The following is a 13,313-nucleotide window of genomic DNA, read 5'->3' as shown; positions in this document are numbered from 1 at the left end:
GATGACACGGCGTCTGATGGATGCGACACCCCAGGTCGATCTGATGCGCGAGACGGCCACCGGTCCGGCACGGACCCGTCGTCCGGTCTTTCGCGATCATCTGCCGCCGTGCAACGTCGCGTGCCCGGCGGGGGAGAATATTCAGGAATGGCTCGGACTCGCTCAGTCCGGCCACTACCGCGCGGCGTGGGAGGTCATTCTCCGCGACAATCCGTTCCCCGCGGTCCATGGGCGGGTGTGCTACCACCCCTGCGAGAGCGCCTGTAATCGCTCGGCGCTCGACGAAGCGGTGGGTGTTCACGCGGTCGAACGCTATCTGGGTGATCTCGCGATCGAACAGAACTGGCCGGCGCCGCCCTGCGCCGCGCCGAGCGGCAAGCGGGTTCTGGTGGTCGGAGCCGGCCCGAGCGGCCTCGCCGCCGCGTATCACCTGGCGCGTCGAGGTCATGACGTCTCGGTCCATGAGGCGGGGCCATTGCCGGGCGGGATGCTGCATTTCGGAATTCCGGCCTATCGCCTGCCGCGCGATGTGTTGCTGGCCGAAGTGCGGCGGATCGAGGCGATGGGCGTAAATATTGTGCTCGATCGCAAGGTCGATGATGTTCTGGCTGCCCAGCGGGCCGGCGGGTTCGATGCCGTGTTCGTCGCGATCGGCGCGCAGGCGAGCAAGCGGATCGAGATCCCCGCGCGCGATGCGGTCCGGGTGATCGACGCAATCGCTCTGCTGCACGAAGTCGCCGCGGGTGAACGGCCGCTGCTCGGACGCCGGGTGGTAATTTACGGCGGGGGCAACACCGCGATGGATGCCGCCCGCACCGCGCGGCGATTGGGCGCGAGCGATGCGCTGATCGTCTACCGGCGCGACCAGGCGCATATGCCGGCTCACGAGGCAGAGCTGGCCGATGCGCTCTCCGAGGGCATCAAGGTGAAATGGCTCAGTACAATCAAGACGATCGACGCCGGAACCCTCACCGTGGAGATGATGCGCCTGAACGCAGCCGGCCGCCCGGAACCGACCGGTACGTTTGAAACACTGACGGCGGATGCGGTGGTGCTCGCACTCGGCCAGGAGACCGATGCTGGACTGTTGCACGGGATTCCCGAAATCGCGGTCGGCGCCGATGGTGTTGTTTCGGTCGATGCAACGATGATGACCGGGCGGGCCGGAATTTTCGCGGGCGGCGATGCGGTGCCGTGCGAGCGCACCGTGACCACCGCAACCGGGCATGGCAAAAAGGCAGCAAGTCATATCGATGCATGGTTGCGCGGCACCAAAATTGCCGCGGTGGCCAAGCATCCACCGATCGATTTCGCCGCGCTCAACCTGCCCATCTTTGCCGATGCCGCGCCACGGGCTCAGCCGGTGCTGCGCCCCGATGAGCGGCTGGCGCAGGGCTTCGCCGAAACTACCGGCGGGCTCGATGAAGCGGCCTCCCACTATGAGGCACGGCGCTGCCTGTCCTGCGGCAATTGCTTCGAATGCGATCAGTGTTTCGCTGCCTGCCCGGAAAATGCGATCGTCAAACTCGGCCCAGGGCTGCGCTACCGGATCGACATGGCGCTGTGTACCGGCTGCGCGGTCTGTTTCGAGCAATGCCCATGCCACGCAATCGAGATGATCCCCGAACCCGTCGCGACTGGAGGCACGTCATGACCCCCCTACCCCCGCGCCGGCAGGTCACCATGGACGGCGGCACCGCGGTCGCCCATGTCGCCTACCGGATCAACGAGGTCTGCGCGATCTACCCGATCACCCCATCCTCGGCGATGGCGGAGCTGGCCGATGAATGGGCCGCGGCGGGTATAACCAACATCTGGGGCGGTGTGCCCGTGGTGCAGGAAATGCAAAGCGAGGGCGGGGCCGCCGGCGCGTTGCATGGCGCGCTGCAATCGGGTGCGCTGACCACTACCTTCACCGCCTCGCAAGGGCTGCTGCTGATGCTGCCCAACATGTTCAAAATCGCCGGCGAACTCACCCCTTGCGTGTTTCACGTCGCGGCACGCGCGCTCGCGACCCAGGCGCTCTCGATCTTCGGCGATCATGCCGATGTCATGGCGGTTCGCGCGGCGGGGTTTGCAATGTTGGCCTCGGATTCGGTGCAGCAGGCGCATGATCTGGCGCTGATCTCCCAGGCCGCGAGTCTGGAGTGCCGGCTGCCGTTCATTCATTTCTTCGATGGGTTCCGCACCTCGCACGAGTTGAACACGTTGCACCTGCTGAGCGATGCCGACATCCGCGCGATGATCGATGATGATCTGGTGCGCGCGCACCGCGCCCGCGCGCTCAGCCCGGAGCATCCTGTCGTGCGCGGTACGGCGCATAATCCCGACACCTTCTTTCAGGCGCGCGAAGCGGCCAGCCCGTTCTACGCCGCGACCCCTGAAATCGTGGCGCGGACGATGGCGCGGTTTTCGACCCTGACCGGCCGGCACTACGATCTGTTCGCCTATGATGGACCCGCCGATGCCGAGCGGGTGATCGTGATCATCGGCTCAGGCGCGGAAACCGCCCGTGAAACCGCCGCCGCGCTGCGGGCGCGCTCGGCGGCGGATGCGCGCATCGGCGTTGTGCAGGTGCTGCTCTACCGGCCGTTCTCCGCCGCGCATTTTCTCGCCGCTTTGCCCGCCTCGGTGCGCGCCATTGCGGTCCTCGACCGGACCAAGGAACCCGGTGCGCCGGGTGAGCCGCTCTATCTCGATGTCATCGCGGTTCTCACCCGCGCCGTCGCTGAAGGCCAGCGCGCGACGATGCCACTCGTGGTCGGCGGACGGTATGGCCTGTCGTCGAAGGATTTCACCCCGGCGATGGTCAAATCGGTTTTCGACGAGCTGGCCCTCCCCTCCCCGCGCACCGGCTTCACCCTCGGCATCAACGACGACGTCTGCCACAGCAGCCTCGCCACAGATCCCGCATTCACCATCGAACCCGACGATGTGGTGCGCGCGGTGTTTTACGGTCTGGGATCGGACGGCACGGTGGGCGCGAACAAGAACAGCGTGAAAATCCTCGGCGAGATCGACGGGCATTTCGCCCAGGGCTATTTCGTCTATGACTCCCGCAAATCCGGCGCACAGACGATTTCGCACCTGCGCTTCAGCAGCCGCCCGATCCGCGCGCCCTATCTCATCGGAGCGGCGAATTTCATCGGCTGCCACCAGTTCGGCTTTCTCGAACGCGGCGACATCCTCACCCTCGCCGCTCCGGGTGCGACGTTCCTGCTCAACTGCGCCGCCGCGCCGGAAGCCGCGTGGGATTCGCTGCCGCGCATCGTGCAGCGCCAGATCATCGACAAGCGGCTCCGCCTGTTCGTGATCGACGCATCGCGCGTCGCGCGCGAGAGCGGCCTGGGCGGGCGGATCAATACGATCCTGCAGACCTGCTTCTTCGCAATCTCGAATGTTCTGCCCCAGGACGAGGCAATCGGCCAGATCAAGCACATGATCGAAGCCTCCTACGCCCGGAAGGGCAAGGACGCCGTCGCGCGCAATTTCGCGGCGGTGGACCGCACCCTGGCCAATCTGCATGAAGTGCCCGTCCCACCCGAAGTGACCAGCACCATCGACATGCGCGCCAGCGTGCCGGACACCGCACCCGATTTCGTGCGCAACGTGACGGCGTTGATGCTGGCGGGCCACGGCGATGATCTGCCGGTCAGCGCCATGCCGGTCGATGGCACCTTCCCGTCCGGCACTTCCGTGTATGAAAAGCGCAACGTGTCCGACATCGTGCCGATCTGGCAGAGCGATGTGTGTATCCAGTGCGGCCACTGTGCCTTCGTCTGCCCGCATGCGGTGATCCGCGCGCGCTATTTCCATCAGGACCGGCTGCACGACCCGCAAACGCCGGCCCCCGCCGGCTTCACCACCGCACCGGTAAACGCGCGCGGCTATCCCGACATCGGGTTTCGCCTGCAGATCTATGTCGAGGATTGCACCGGTTGCGGCCTCTGCGTCGAGGCCTGCCCGGCGGATGATCCGCAGCGCCCCGGCCGCAAGGCCATCAATCTGGGCGACAAGGCGCCGATCCTGGCCACTGAGCGGGCCAATGTCGACTTCTTCGAAACCCTGCCGGTCAACGACCGCACCGCGGTCGATTTCGCCAACGTGCGCGGCGTGCAATTTCTCGAACCGCTGTTCGCCTTCCCGAGCGCCTGCGCCGGGTGTGGCGAGACACCGTATCTGAAACTGCTGAGCCAGTTGTTCGGCGACCGTCTTCAGATCGCCAACGCCACCGGCTGTTCCTCGATCTATGGCGGCAATCTGCCGGTGACGCCGTGGGGGATGAACCGCGAGGGCCGTGGACCGGCATGGTCGAACTCGCTGTTCGAGGACAACGCCGAATTCGGCCTCGGTTTCCGCCTCGCGGCCGATCAGCACGTTGCCCTCGCACAGCAACGGCTGCGCGAAATGGCGGATACGATCGGCGCCGATCTGGTGAACGCCCTGATCGAGGCACCTCAGATCCGCGAATCCGAGCTGCACGCGCAACGCGCCCGGGTCGATGAACTCAAGCGGCGTCTGGCCGCATTGGGCGATGATCCGCGTGCGCTGGATTTATCCTCGGTGGTCGATCACCTGATCCGGCGCAGCGTCTGGATCGTCGGCGGTGACGGCTGGGCCTATGATATCGGCTACGGCGGGCTCGATCACGTGCTGGCGAGCGGGCGGGATGTGAATATCCTGGTGCTCGATACCGAGGTCTATTCCAACACCGGCGGCCAGGCATCGAAAGCGACGCCGATGGGGGCGATCGCGAAATTCGCCGCCGCCGGCAAACGGATCGCGCGCAAGGATCTGGCGCTGCAGGCGATCGCCTATGGCAATGTCTATGTCGCCCAGGTCGCGATGGGCGCGAACCCGCAACAGACCTTGCAGGCCTTCCGCGAGGCCGAGGCCTGGCCTGGCCCCTCGATCATCCTGGCCTATAGCCACTGCATCGCGCATGGCTACGACCTGAAACACGGCCTGCGCCAGCAGGACCTGGCCACCGCTTCGGGCTACTGGCCGCTGCTGCGCTACAACCCGGCCCTGCGCGCCGCCGGCGAAAACCCGTTCCTGCTGGATTCGCCACGACCGACGGTGCCATTGCGCGACTATGCCTATAACGAGCTGCGCTATCGCGGTCTGGCGGTCACCCGGCCGACCGAAGCCGCCGCCGTGCTCGCGGCGGCCTCAGTCGTCGCGCGCGAAAAATACGCCCAGTACGAGGCTCTGGCCGGGCTGGACGGATCTCGCTTCAACCCCGATGCGACGCGGATCGTCGCCGACAAACCCTGAGGGCGCCATGGATCTGACCACACGCTACCTCGGCCTCGGCCTTCGCAACCCGCTGATCGCCTCGGCGTCACCCCTGTCGGGCGACATCGGATCGCTGCGCCGACTGGAAGACGCCGGTATTGCCGCCGTTGTGCTGCCATCATTGTTCGAGGAACAAATCCGTCACGACGATGCCGCGATCGAAGCGATGTTCAGCGCCAGCGCCGACAGCTCACCCGAGGCCAGCGGCTATTTCGTCGCCGCCCTCGACTACAACGGTGGCCCGACCGGCTATCTCGACCTGGTGCGCCGTGCGGTGACGGCGCTGGACATTCCGGTGATCGCCAGTCTGAACGGCACCACCGCGACCAACTGGATCGATCACGCCATCCTGATCGAACAAGCCGGCGCCGCCGCGTTGGAGTTGAATATCTACCGGATCGCGGACCAACTCACCACCACCGGTGCAGCGGTCGAGGCCGAATATGTCGCCCTGGTGCGGGCGGTGCGCGCGCGGGTGCGTATTCCGCTCGCGGTGAAACTACATCCGCATGTCTCGGCGTTCGGCGATCTGGCCCACCGGCTCGATGCGGCGGGAGCCGACGGGCTGGTGCTGTTCAACCGGCTCTATTTACCCGACATCGACCTCGCCCGGCTCCGCTGGCACACGCCGATCGGCCTGAGCCGGCCCGAGGAAATGCGGCTCGGCCTGCACTGGCTCTCGGTGCTCGCCGGACGGTTGCCGCATACCTCGCTCGCCGCCGGCACGGGTGTCGAAACCGGCGAGGACATTGTGAAATATCTCCTGGCCGGCGCGGACGCGGTGATGACCGCCTCATCCCTGCTCCGCAACGGTGCCAGCCATGCCCGCACCCTGATCGACGGTCTTCACGCCTGGCTGGAACGCCGCCACTTCCGCTCAGTGGCGGCAATCACCGGTCTGATGCGCGCCCATGGTTCCGCCGACCGGATCGCCGCTGAACAACGCGGCACCTACATCCACGCCCTTCTCAATTTTCCGACCCCCTGACGCCTCCGGCGTGCATGACCGCGCCGACGGCCCCATCACGCGTCCAACGGAAAATGACAGGCCACAGACCGTCGGTCCGCATGCGGCGTCAGCGCAGGGCGTTCCTGCGCGCACAACGGCTGCGCATAGGGGCAGCGCGTGTGAAACCGGCAGCCGGAGGGCGGATTGGTCGGCGAGGGTGGCTCGCCCTGCAGGATCGTGCGCGCCCCCTGCGCTGACGGATCGGGTTCCGGCACCGCGGAGATCAGCGCAGCGGTATAGGGATGCGCCGGATGATGCAGCACCGCATCGGTTTCGCCGATCTCGACGATGGTGCCGAGATACATCACCGCGACCCGATCAGCGATATGGCGCACCACGCTCAGATCATGCGCAATGAACACATAGGTCAAAGCGAGCCGCTCCTGCAGATCGGCCAGCAGATTGACCACCTGCGCCTGGATCGAGACATCGAGCGCTGAAACCGGTTCATCCGCGACGATCAGCTTCGGGTTGAGCGCGATCGCGCGCGCGATGCCGATGCGCTGGCGCTGGCCGCCCGAGAATTCATGCGGAAACCGGCCGAGATGTTCGGGCGCCAGCCCGACCAGACCCATCAATTCGGCGAGCCGCGCCTGGTTCGCCGCGCGATCGGTCTGGCCATGGGCGATCAGCGCCTCGGCCAGCAGATCACCGATCCGCCGGCGCGGGTTGAGCGAGGCATAGGGGTCCTGAAACACCATCTGCATATCCGCGCGCAGCGGGCGCAGCGCGCGCTCGGTCATCGCCGTGATGTCGTGCCCGTTGAACAAGATCCGGCCGGCATCGGCATCGTAGAGCCGCAGCAGGCAGCGGCCGAGCGTCGATTTGCCGCAGCCGGACTCACCCACCAGCCCGAGCGTCTCACCGGGAAACACCTCGAACGAAACACCGTCCAGCGCCTGCACCACCTGCCGCCCGCCGCTGGCGAACCGGCTGCCGACCGCAAAATGCTTGGTCAGCGCCTCCACCTGCAAAATCGGCGGGTTCATAGGAGGCCGGCCCGAAAACACGCCACCGCGCGGTCAGCCTGTGCGACCAGCGGTGGATGGCCGGCACACGCCGCCACCACATAAGGGCAACGCGGCGCGAAACCACAGCCGCTGGGGCGATCATGCGGAGCGGGAGGCGCGCCCGGAATCGCCGGGAGACGCGCGAGGCGCGGCCCGCGCAGCCGCGGAATCGCGCCGAGCAGCCCGATCGTATAGGGGTGCGCCGGGGTCGCGAAAATATCGCGCGTCGCGCCCGCTTCGGCGATCGCGCCGGCATACATCACCACAACGCGGTCCGCGACGCGCGCAACCACCCCCATATCGTGAGTAATCAGCAGCACCGAGGAGCCGAATTCGCCGCGCAACCGCAAAATCAGCTCCAATATCTGTGCCTGTACCGTCACGTCGAGCGCCGTGGTCGGTTCATCCGCGATCAGCAGCGCCGGATCGCACGACAGCGCCATGGCGATCATCACGCGCTGACGCATCCCGCCGGACAATTGGTGCGGATAGCGCGCGGCGATGTCGCGCGGTGCGGCGATCCCCATGGCGCCGAGCAGATCGATCGCGCGGGTGCGTGCCGCAGCCCGGCCGGTATTGCGATGCGCCATGATCTGCTCGACGATCTGCGCCCCGACGGTATAGGCCGGGGTCAGCGCCGTCATCGGGTCCTGAAAGATCATCGCGATCGCGCCACCACGCAGCGACCGCATCGCCGCCTCCGGCAGACCCAGCAGATCCTGCCCCTTGAAGCGCACGCTGCCGGTAATGATCGCGTTCGGATCGGTGATCAGCCGCATGATGGCCAGCGCGGTCAGGCTCTTGCCCGAACCGGATTCCCCAACCACCGACAGGATCTCCCCCGGATCGACCGTGAACGACACGCCCTCAACGATCGGCAGAACCCCCTGCGCCGTACGAAACGACACATGCAGATCCTCGATCCGCAACAGCGGCTCAACCCTCATCGCCGCCGCTCCGAACCGGTTGGATGAACCCGGTTATCGCGCACGCGGGTCGATCACGGCATACAGCATATCAACCACGGTATTCGCGACCACGATGAACACCGCCCCATACAACACCGCCGCCATGATGAACGGCAGATCCAGATTCTGCAGCGCCTGATAGGTCAACTCCCCCACGCCGGGCAGTCCCGAAACCACCTCGATCAGCAGCGCCCCACCACCGGCCAGCAGACCGAAATCGAGCCCGAACATCGAGACCAGCGTGATCAGCGACATCCGCAGCGCGTGCCTCAAAATAATCTGACGCTCGGACAATCCCTTGGCGCGCGCGGTGCGGATGTAATCCTCGTTCATCGCCTCGACCAGGTTCGAGCGCAGCACCCGCCCATAAAGCCCGATATAGGTTACCGCCAGCACGGTCCACGGGATGATCAGGCTCTTGAACCACCCCACCACACTCACGCTGAGCGGCACATAGCCCAGTGCCGGTACCCAGGAAAACAGCCACGTATCGTGGTATCGCGCCTGGGTAATCAGATTGGCGACCTCGGCCAGCCAGAACACCGGCATCGACACGCCGATCAGGCTGAACAGCATCAACATCCGATCGAGCAGCGTATCCCGCGCCCAGGCCGCGATGACCCCGACGAACAAAGCCGCCACCACCCAGATGATCGCTGCGCCGAATACCAGCGACAGCGTCACCGGCACCGCCTGCAACACCGCGGGGACGACTTTCTCGCCGGGGTTCACGAACGACGTCAAATCCTGGGTGATGAACAAATGCTTCATCATCAGCACATATTGCACCGGCAACGGCTTATCGAGGCCGAAACTATGCCGCACCGCCGCCAGCGTGGCCGGTGTCGCCCCCCGCCCGGCCAGCCGCGCCGCCGGATCGGCGCCGGGGGTTGCGAAAAAGATCAAAAACACCAGCACGCTGATCGAGACCAGCACGAACACCATCTCGCCAAGCCGGCGCGCCACCACCAAAATCATCGGTCAGACTTCACGCGCAATTTCGCGCGCGGATCGAACGCCTCGCGCACGCCATCGCCCAAAAAGTTCAGCATCACCACCGTGATCATGATGGCGATACCCGGTGCCAGCGCCACCATCGGCCGCGTGTAAAGCAGCCCCTCGCCATCGAGAATGATGGTGCCCCAGCTCGCCGCCGGCGGCTGCACCCCGATCGAGAGAAACGACAGCGCCGCCTCGGTCAGCATATTCAGCGCCATCATCAGCGGCGCGAACACGATCAGCGTGGTGGTCACATTGGGCACGATGTCGCGCAGCAAAATCCGATGCCGCGCCACGCCCAGGCAGCGCGACGCCAGCACGAAATCCGACCGCGCCAGGCTGAGCACCTGGCCGCGGATCGGCCGCGCCACATAAGGGACATAGACCACGCCGATGATCGTGATCGGGATCAGCAGACTATCGGCATTGATGGTGATCGGCCCGAGTTTCAGCCCATGGCTGATCAGCACCACCGAGAGCGAGATCGCCAGCATATAGACCGGAAACGCCCACAGCACATCGAGCGCGCGGGCCAGCACGGTATCGATCCAGCCACCCGAAAACCCCGCCACCACCCCGACCAACCCGGCAAGGACCAGACAAATCATGGTGGAACCGAGTGCAATCAGCAACGAATTACGCCCGCCATACAGCAATCGTGCCGCAACATCGCGCCCCTGGTTATCAGCGCCCAGCAAATACTGCGCCCGCCAGGTCGGGCCGATCGGCGTCATGCCCAGCCCGGTTGGCGAGGGCTGCATCACCGGCACCAATTTGCCATGCAGCATGATCTGGCCGTCGAGATTCGAGCCGAACGGGTCGGTGTGCGCCACGTATTTCGCATAAAACGGGGCCGCGATGCAGGCGAGCACAATCAGCACCAGCACCAGCGCCGCCGCCATCGCGGTGCGGTTCTGCGCCAGTTTGCGCAGCGCCGCCCGCCATGGCCCCGCAGCCGGTTCGGCAGCGACGCGCGCGGCATCTTCAGACGTGATGCTCATCGGGCCGAGCCGGCTACTTCACCCAGACTTTCGAGAACAGCATATGGAACTGGTCGCTGAACACGAAATCACCCACGCGTTTGGAAACGAAATCGAGCTGTTTGGGCGTGAACATGGTCGCCCACGGCGCCGCATCCGTCGCCTCGCGATCCACCGCCGCCCATTCCTGATTGGCCTTGGCCGGATCGGTGATCTCGGTCTTCAGCACCGCATCGACATGCTTGTCATAGGTCTTGCTGCAATAGCCGGCAATATTGATCGAGCTGTCCGACCCCGGATGGATCGCGCCACAGGTCAGCAGCACGTTGAGGAAATCCGAAGCCGCCGGATAATCCTGATACCATTGGCTGATACTGATCTGCACCTTGTTCTTGGTGTTCTGGATATAGTTGAACTGAATATTGGCCGATAGCACATGCGTCGTCGCCACGAACCCGAGCTTGTTGAGCAGGCTCGCCATATAGGTGCCGAGCGCCGGATCGACCCCCTGATCATCCGTGATCACGGTGACCTTCTGTCCCGCCTCGCCCGATTGCTTCATCAGCGCCATCGCCTTCGGCATATTCGGCGCCGACCAGGTGGTGCCCGGGTGCAGCGTATAGGGACAATACGGCTGATAGCCCGGAAAATCGGGCGGCAAAATCTGGCAGGCCGGAGTCGCGAGATTACGCCCGCCGAAAATATTCACCACAGCCTGCCGATCGAGCGCGTAATTCACCGCCAGCCGTGCGTCCTTATTGTTGAACGGCGGAATATTCACGTTCATCGGCGCATAATAATCCGCCAGCAGCGGGTCGATATGCACCTGCTTGGGAAACCGCGTGCTGACTTCGCCGAGCCGGTCCGCCGGCAACGGGTCGAACTCCCAGTCATACTGGCCGTTCTCGATCGCGGTGACCGCGTTCTCATCCGTCACACCAAAGTCAAAATCGATCTCATTGACATAACCGTTCGGTTGCGCCGCCGCACTCCATTGCTTGAAATACGGATTACGTTTGAGGATCAGGGCTTTTTGCGGATTATAGCTCGTGATCATATACGGCCCGGTGCCGGGGATCGGCACGGTCCCCATATCCTTGGGTGGGGTGTCCGCCGGCAGAATGACCGCGAACGGCACCGCCAACTGATCCAGAAACTCCGGATCAGGCGAGACCAGATGGAACGTGATCGTGTTGGTCGCCGCATCGGCGATCACCCCTTGCGGCAGGGTGCACGTCGCGGGCTTAGCCATGCACGCCGCACCGCCGACGATGAATTTATACCACGACCCCGCATTGGGATTGTTGACCTTGAAAATCCGCTCGAAACTCGCGACCACATCGGCGGGCGTCACCGGCTGGCCGTTCGAAAATTTGACCCCCTTGCGGAGGGTGAACACATAGGTCAACCCGTTGTCGGTCGGTGCCGGCACCGCGGTCGCCAGATCCGGCACGATCTTGTTGCTGGCCTTGCCTGAGGTTTTTTGAAACGTTACCAGGCCGTCGTACACCGCAATGAAGGTCTGCCAGTATTGATTGGTGTAATTCACCTGCGGATCGATCGTACCCGCCGCCGAAGCCGCCACCAGTTTCAGCGTACCGCCATGATGCTGTGCGAACAGCGCCGCCGGCGTTTGCGCCAGCGCGCCGACCGGCGTCGCCGCGGCGGCCACGCCACAGCCGAGCAGTCCGGGCAACAACCAGGTATTGATAGAGTCTTTCATGGTCTCTCCTGTCAGAGCGATACGGCGGGATAACGATCGAGAAATGCGGCAACCAGGGCAAGGCACTCGTCCTTCTCCTCGACATGCGGCATATGGCTGGAGCGCCCGAAAATATGCCAGCGCACGTCGCTGATGCCCTCCAGAAACGGCTGCACGCAGGCGATGGTCGCTTCGTCGAACTTGCCCGAAATCAGCAGCGTCGGCGCCACGATGTCATGCACCCGGTCCACCACGCTCCAATCCTTCAGCGAACCGACTACGTGGAACTCACTCGGCCCGTTCATCGTGCGATAGACGAGCGGATCTTCGGCGAGCATCGTGAACGTGCGCTGCACCTCCGTCGGCATCGGGTCAATCCGGCATAAATGCCGCGCATAGAACACCGCCACCGCCGCTTCGTATTCAGCGCTATCCGTGGTGCCCGCCGCCTCATGCGTGGTCAGCGCCGCCTGCACCGCTTGTGGCAGCGCTGCGCGCAGCCGATTGGCCTCGGCAACCCAGGTCACCATCGAGGCCGGGCTGTCCGCAATCACCAAAGCACGCAACCCCGCCGGGCGCCGGATCGCGAATTCCGCCCCCAGCATGCCGCCCCAGGACTGGCCGAACAGATGAAAATCATCGGCAATGCCGAGATGCGCCAGCAGATTGTTCAATTCATCGATGAACAAATCCACCGTCCAGAACGCCGCCCCCCGATCCGGCAGATGGGTCGAGCGACCGCCGCCGATCTGGTCGTAATGCACCACCGCCCGGCCAGTCGTCGCCAACTCTTTCAAACTATCGACATAATCATGCGTGCATCCCGGCCCGCCATGCAACACCACCAGCGGCGGTTTGGCACCGTCGATCGCACCGGTGACCCGATACCAGGTCCGCCACGCGCCGAACGGCGCAAATCCCTCAATCGTGGCTAAAGACTGTCCCTGCATGCTCGCATTCTGCACTTAACCATACGACGACGCCATCAGCGCCGCCATGAGAAAATGCCAATTCCCGACACAAATTGCGCGCTCCAGTTGCATCGCTGCGACAAAATACGGCAATCCGCTCCGATATTCATCATTCCAGGTACAGCCCATCCAAATCCGACCGCCCCGCAACCCATCCGCCCGCGCCAGAAGTGGCGAGATCGATGCGATAAACCAATCGTGCCGACCACCAGGCCAACGACAATGCAATGGCGTCATGGACGGAATTGGGACGAAAATTCAGAAATGCGAAAGAGGCGGGGCCAGATTTCCTGATAACTCGTTGTAATAACCTAGAAAATCTGGTGGGCGCGACAGGGATTGAACCTGTGACCCCCGCCGTGTGAAGGCGATGCTC

General features: G+C 64.4%; 10 protein-coding genes. 3 read left to right on the top strand and 7 right to left on the bottom strand.

Annotated features, from left to right (window positions below; all coding sequences use genetic code 11):
* The first annotated feature begins 1 nt into the window (after position 1).
* Genes ACP5E6_RS05780 through ACP5E6_RS05770 form a run of 3 tightly spaced genes read left to right on the top strand, consistent with a single transcriptional unit; the run spans position 2 to position 6,286 of the window.
* Positions 2-1,654, top strand: coding sequence for an NAD(P)-binding protein (locus ACP5E6_RS05780; RefSeq protein WP_427952733.1), 1,653 nt, complete (start codon positions 2-4; stop codon positions 1,652-1,654).
* On the top strand, positions 1,651-5,277 hold the full coding sequence (gene nifJ, locus ACP5E6_RS05775; protein WP_427952731.1) for a pyruvate:ferredoxin (flavodoxin) oxidoreductase: 3,627 nt from the start codon (positions 1,651-1,653) through the stop codon (positions 5,275-5,277). Before ACP5E6_RS05780 ends, nifJ begins: the two co-directional genes overlap by 4 nt.
* Positions 5,278-5,284: 7 nt before the next feature.
* Positions 5,285-6,286: a dihydroorotate dehydrogenase-like protein gene (locus ACP5E6_RS05770; RefSeq protein ID WP_427952729.1), complete on the top strand. Its 1,002-nt coding sequence runs from the start codon at positions 5,285-5,287 to the stop codon at positions 6,284-6,286.
* Positions 6,287-6,321: 35 nt separating this feature from the next.
* On the opposite strand, the gene ACP5E6_RS05765 is transcribed toward ACP5E6_RS05770, so the two are convergent.
* The 7 genes from ACP5E6_RS05765 to ACP5E6_RS05735 form a co-directional block, all read right to left on the bottom strand.
* Positions 6,322-7,296 carry an ABC transporter ATP-binding protein gene (locus ACP5E6_RS05765; RefSeq protein WP_427952727.1) on the bottom strand — a complete coding sequence of 325 codons (975 nt, stop codon included), beginning with the start codon at positions 7,294-7,296 and terminating at the stop codon, positions 6,322-6,324.
* Positions 7,293-8,264, bottom strand: a complete 972-nt coding sequence (locus tag ACP5E6_RS05760; protein WP_427952725.1) for an ABC transporter ATP-binding protein — start codon at positions 8,262-8,264, stop codon at positions 7,293-7,295. The genes ACP5E6_RS05765 and ACP5E6_RS05760 overlap by 4 nt, the downstream gene beginning before the upstream one ends.
* Positions 8,265-8,297: 33 nt before the next feature.
* Entirely contained in the window at positions 8,298-9,263 is a 966-nt protein-coding gene (locus ACP5E6_RS05755) for an ABC transporter permease (RefSeq protein ID WP_427952723.1), read from the bottom strand.
* Positions 9,260-10,285, bottom strand: a complete 1,026-nt coding sequence (locus ACP5E6_RS05750; protein WP_427952721.1) for an ABC transporter permease — start codon at positions 10,283-10,285, stop codon at positions 9,260-9,262. The genes ACP5E6_RS05755 and ACP5E6_RS05750 overlap by 4 nt, the downstream gene beginning before the upstream one ends.
* 13 nt (positions 10,286-10,298) lie before the next feature.
* A complete protein-coding gene (locus ACP5E6_RS05745; RefSeq protein WP_427952719.1) occupies positions 10,299-11,987 on the bottom strand; it encodes an ABC transporter substrate-binding protein in 1,689 nt (562 codons plus the stop codon).
* Positions 11,988-11,998: 11 nt separating this feature from the next.
* On the bottom strand, positions 11,999-12,916 hold the full coding sequence (locus ACP5E6_RS05740; RefSeq protein ID WP_427952717.1) for a proline iminopeptidase-family hydrolase: 918 nt from the start codon (positions 12,914-12,916) through the stop codon (positions 11,999-12,001).
* 130 nt (positions 12,917-13,046) lie between these two features.
* A partial coding sequence (locus tag ACP5E6_RS05735; protein WP_427952715.1) for a hypothetical protein occupies positions 13,047-13,313 on the bottom strand: 267 nt, incomplete at its 5' end.

It is taken from the genome of Acidiphilium sp. (assembly GCF_049977125.1).
Classification (GTDB): domain Bacteria; phylum Pseudomonadota; class Alphaproteobacteria; order Acetobacterales; family Acetobacteraceae; genus Acidiphilium.
Note: the sequence above shows the minus strand (reverse complement) of the source record. Positions and strands in the feature narration are given on the sequence as shown.

Bases quoted from the DNA above. Each gene is read 5' to 3' on its own strand.
- ACP5E6_RS05760 (WP_427952725.1), bottom strand. From the start codon at position 8,264: ATGAGGGTTGAGCCGCTGTTGCGGATCGAGGATCTGCATGTGTCGTTT.
- ACP5E6_RS05740 (WP_427952717.1), bottom strand. From the start codon at position 12,916: ATGCAGGGACAGTCTTTAGCCACGATTGAGGGATTTGCGCCGTTCGGC.
- ACP5E6_RS05780 (WP_427952733.1), top strand. From the start codon at position 2: ATGACACGGCGTCTGATGGATGCGACACCCCAGGTCGATCTGATGCGC.
- ACP5E6_RS05745 (WP_427952719.1), bottom strand. From the start codon at position 11,987: ATGAAAGACTCTATCAATACCTGGTTGTTGCCCGGACTGCTCGGCTGT.
- nifJ (WP_427952731.1), top strand. From the start codon at position 1,651: ATGACCCCCCTACCCCCGCGCCGGCAGGTCACCATGGACGGCGGCACC.
- ACP5E6_RS05750 (WP_427952721.1), bottom strand. From the start codon at position 10,285: ATGAGCATCACGTCTGAAGATGCCGCGCGCGTCGCTGCCGAACCGGCT.
- ACP5E6_RS05765 (WP_427952727.1), bottom strand. From the start codon at position 7,296: ATGAACCCGCCGATTTTGCAGGTGGAGGCGCTGACCAAGCATTTTGCG.
- ACP5E6_RS05755 (WP_427952723.1), bottom strand. From the start codon at position 9,263: ATGATTTTGGTGGTGGCGCGCCGGCTTGGCGAGATGGTGTTCGTGCTG.
- ACP5E6_RS05770 (WP_427952729.1), top strand. From the start codon at position 5,285: ATGGATCTGACCACACGCTACCTCGGCCTCGGCCTTCGCAACCCGCTG.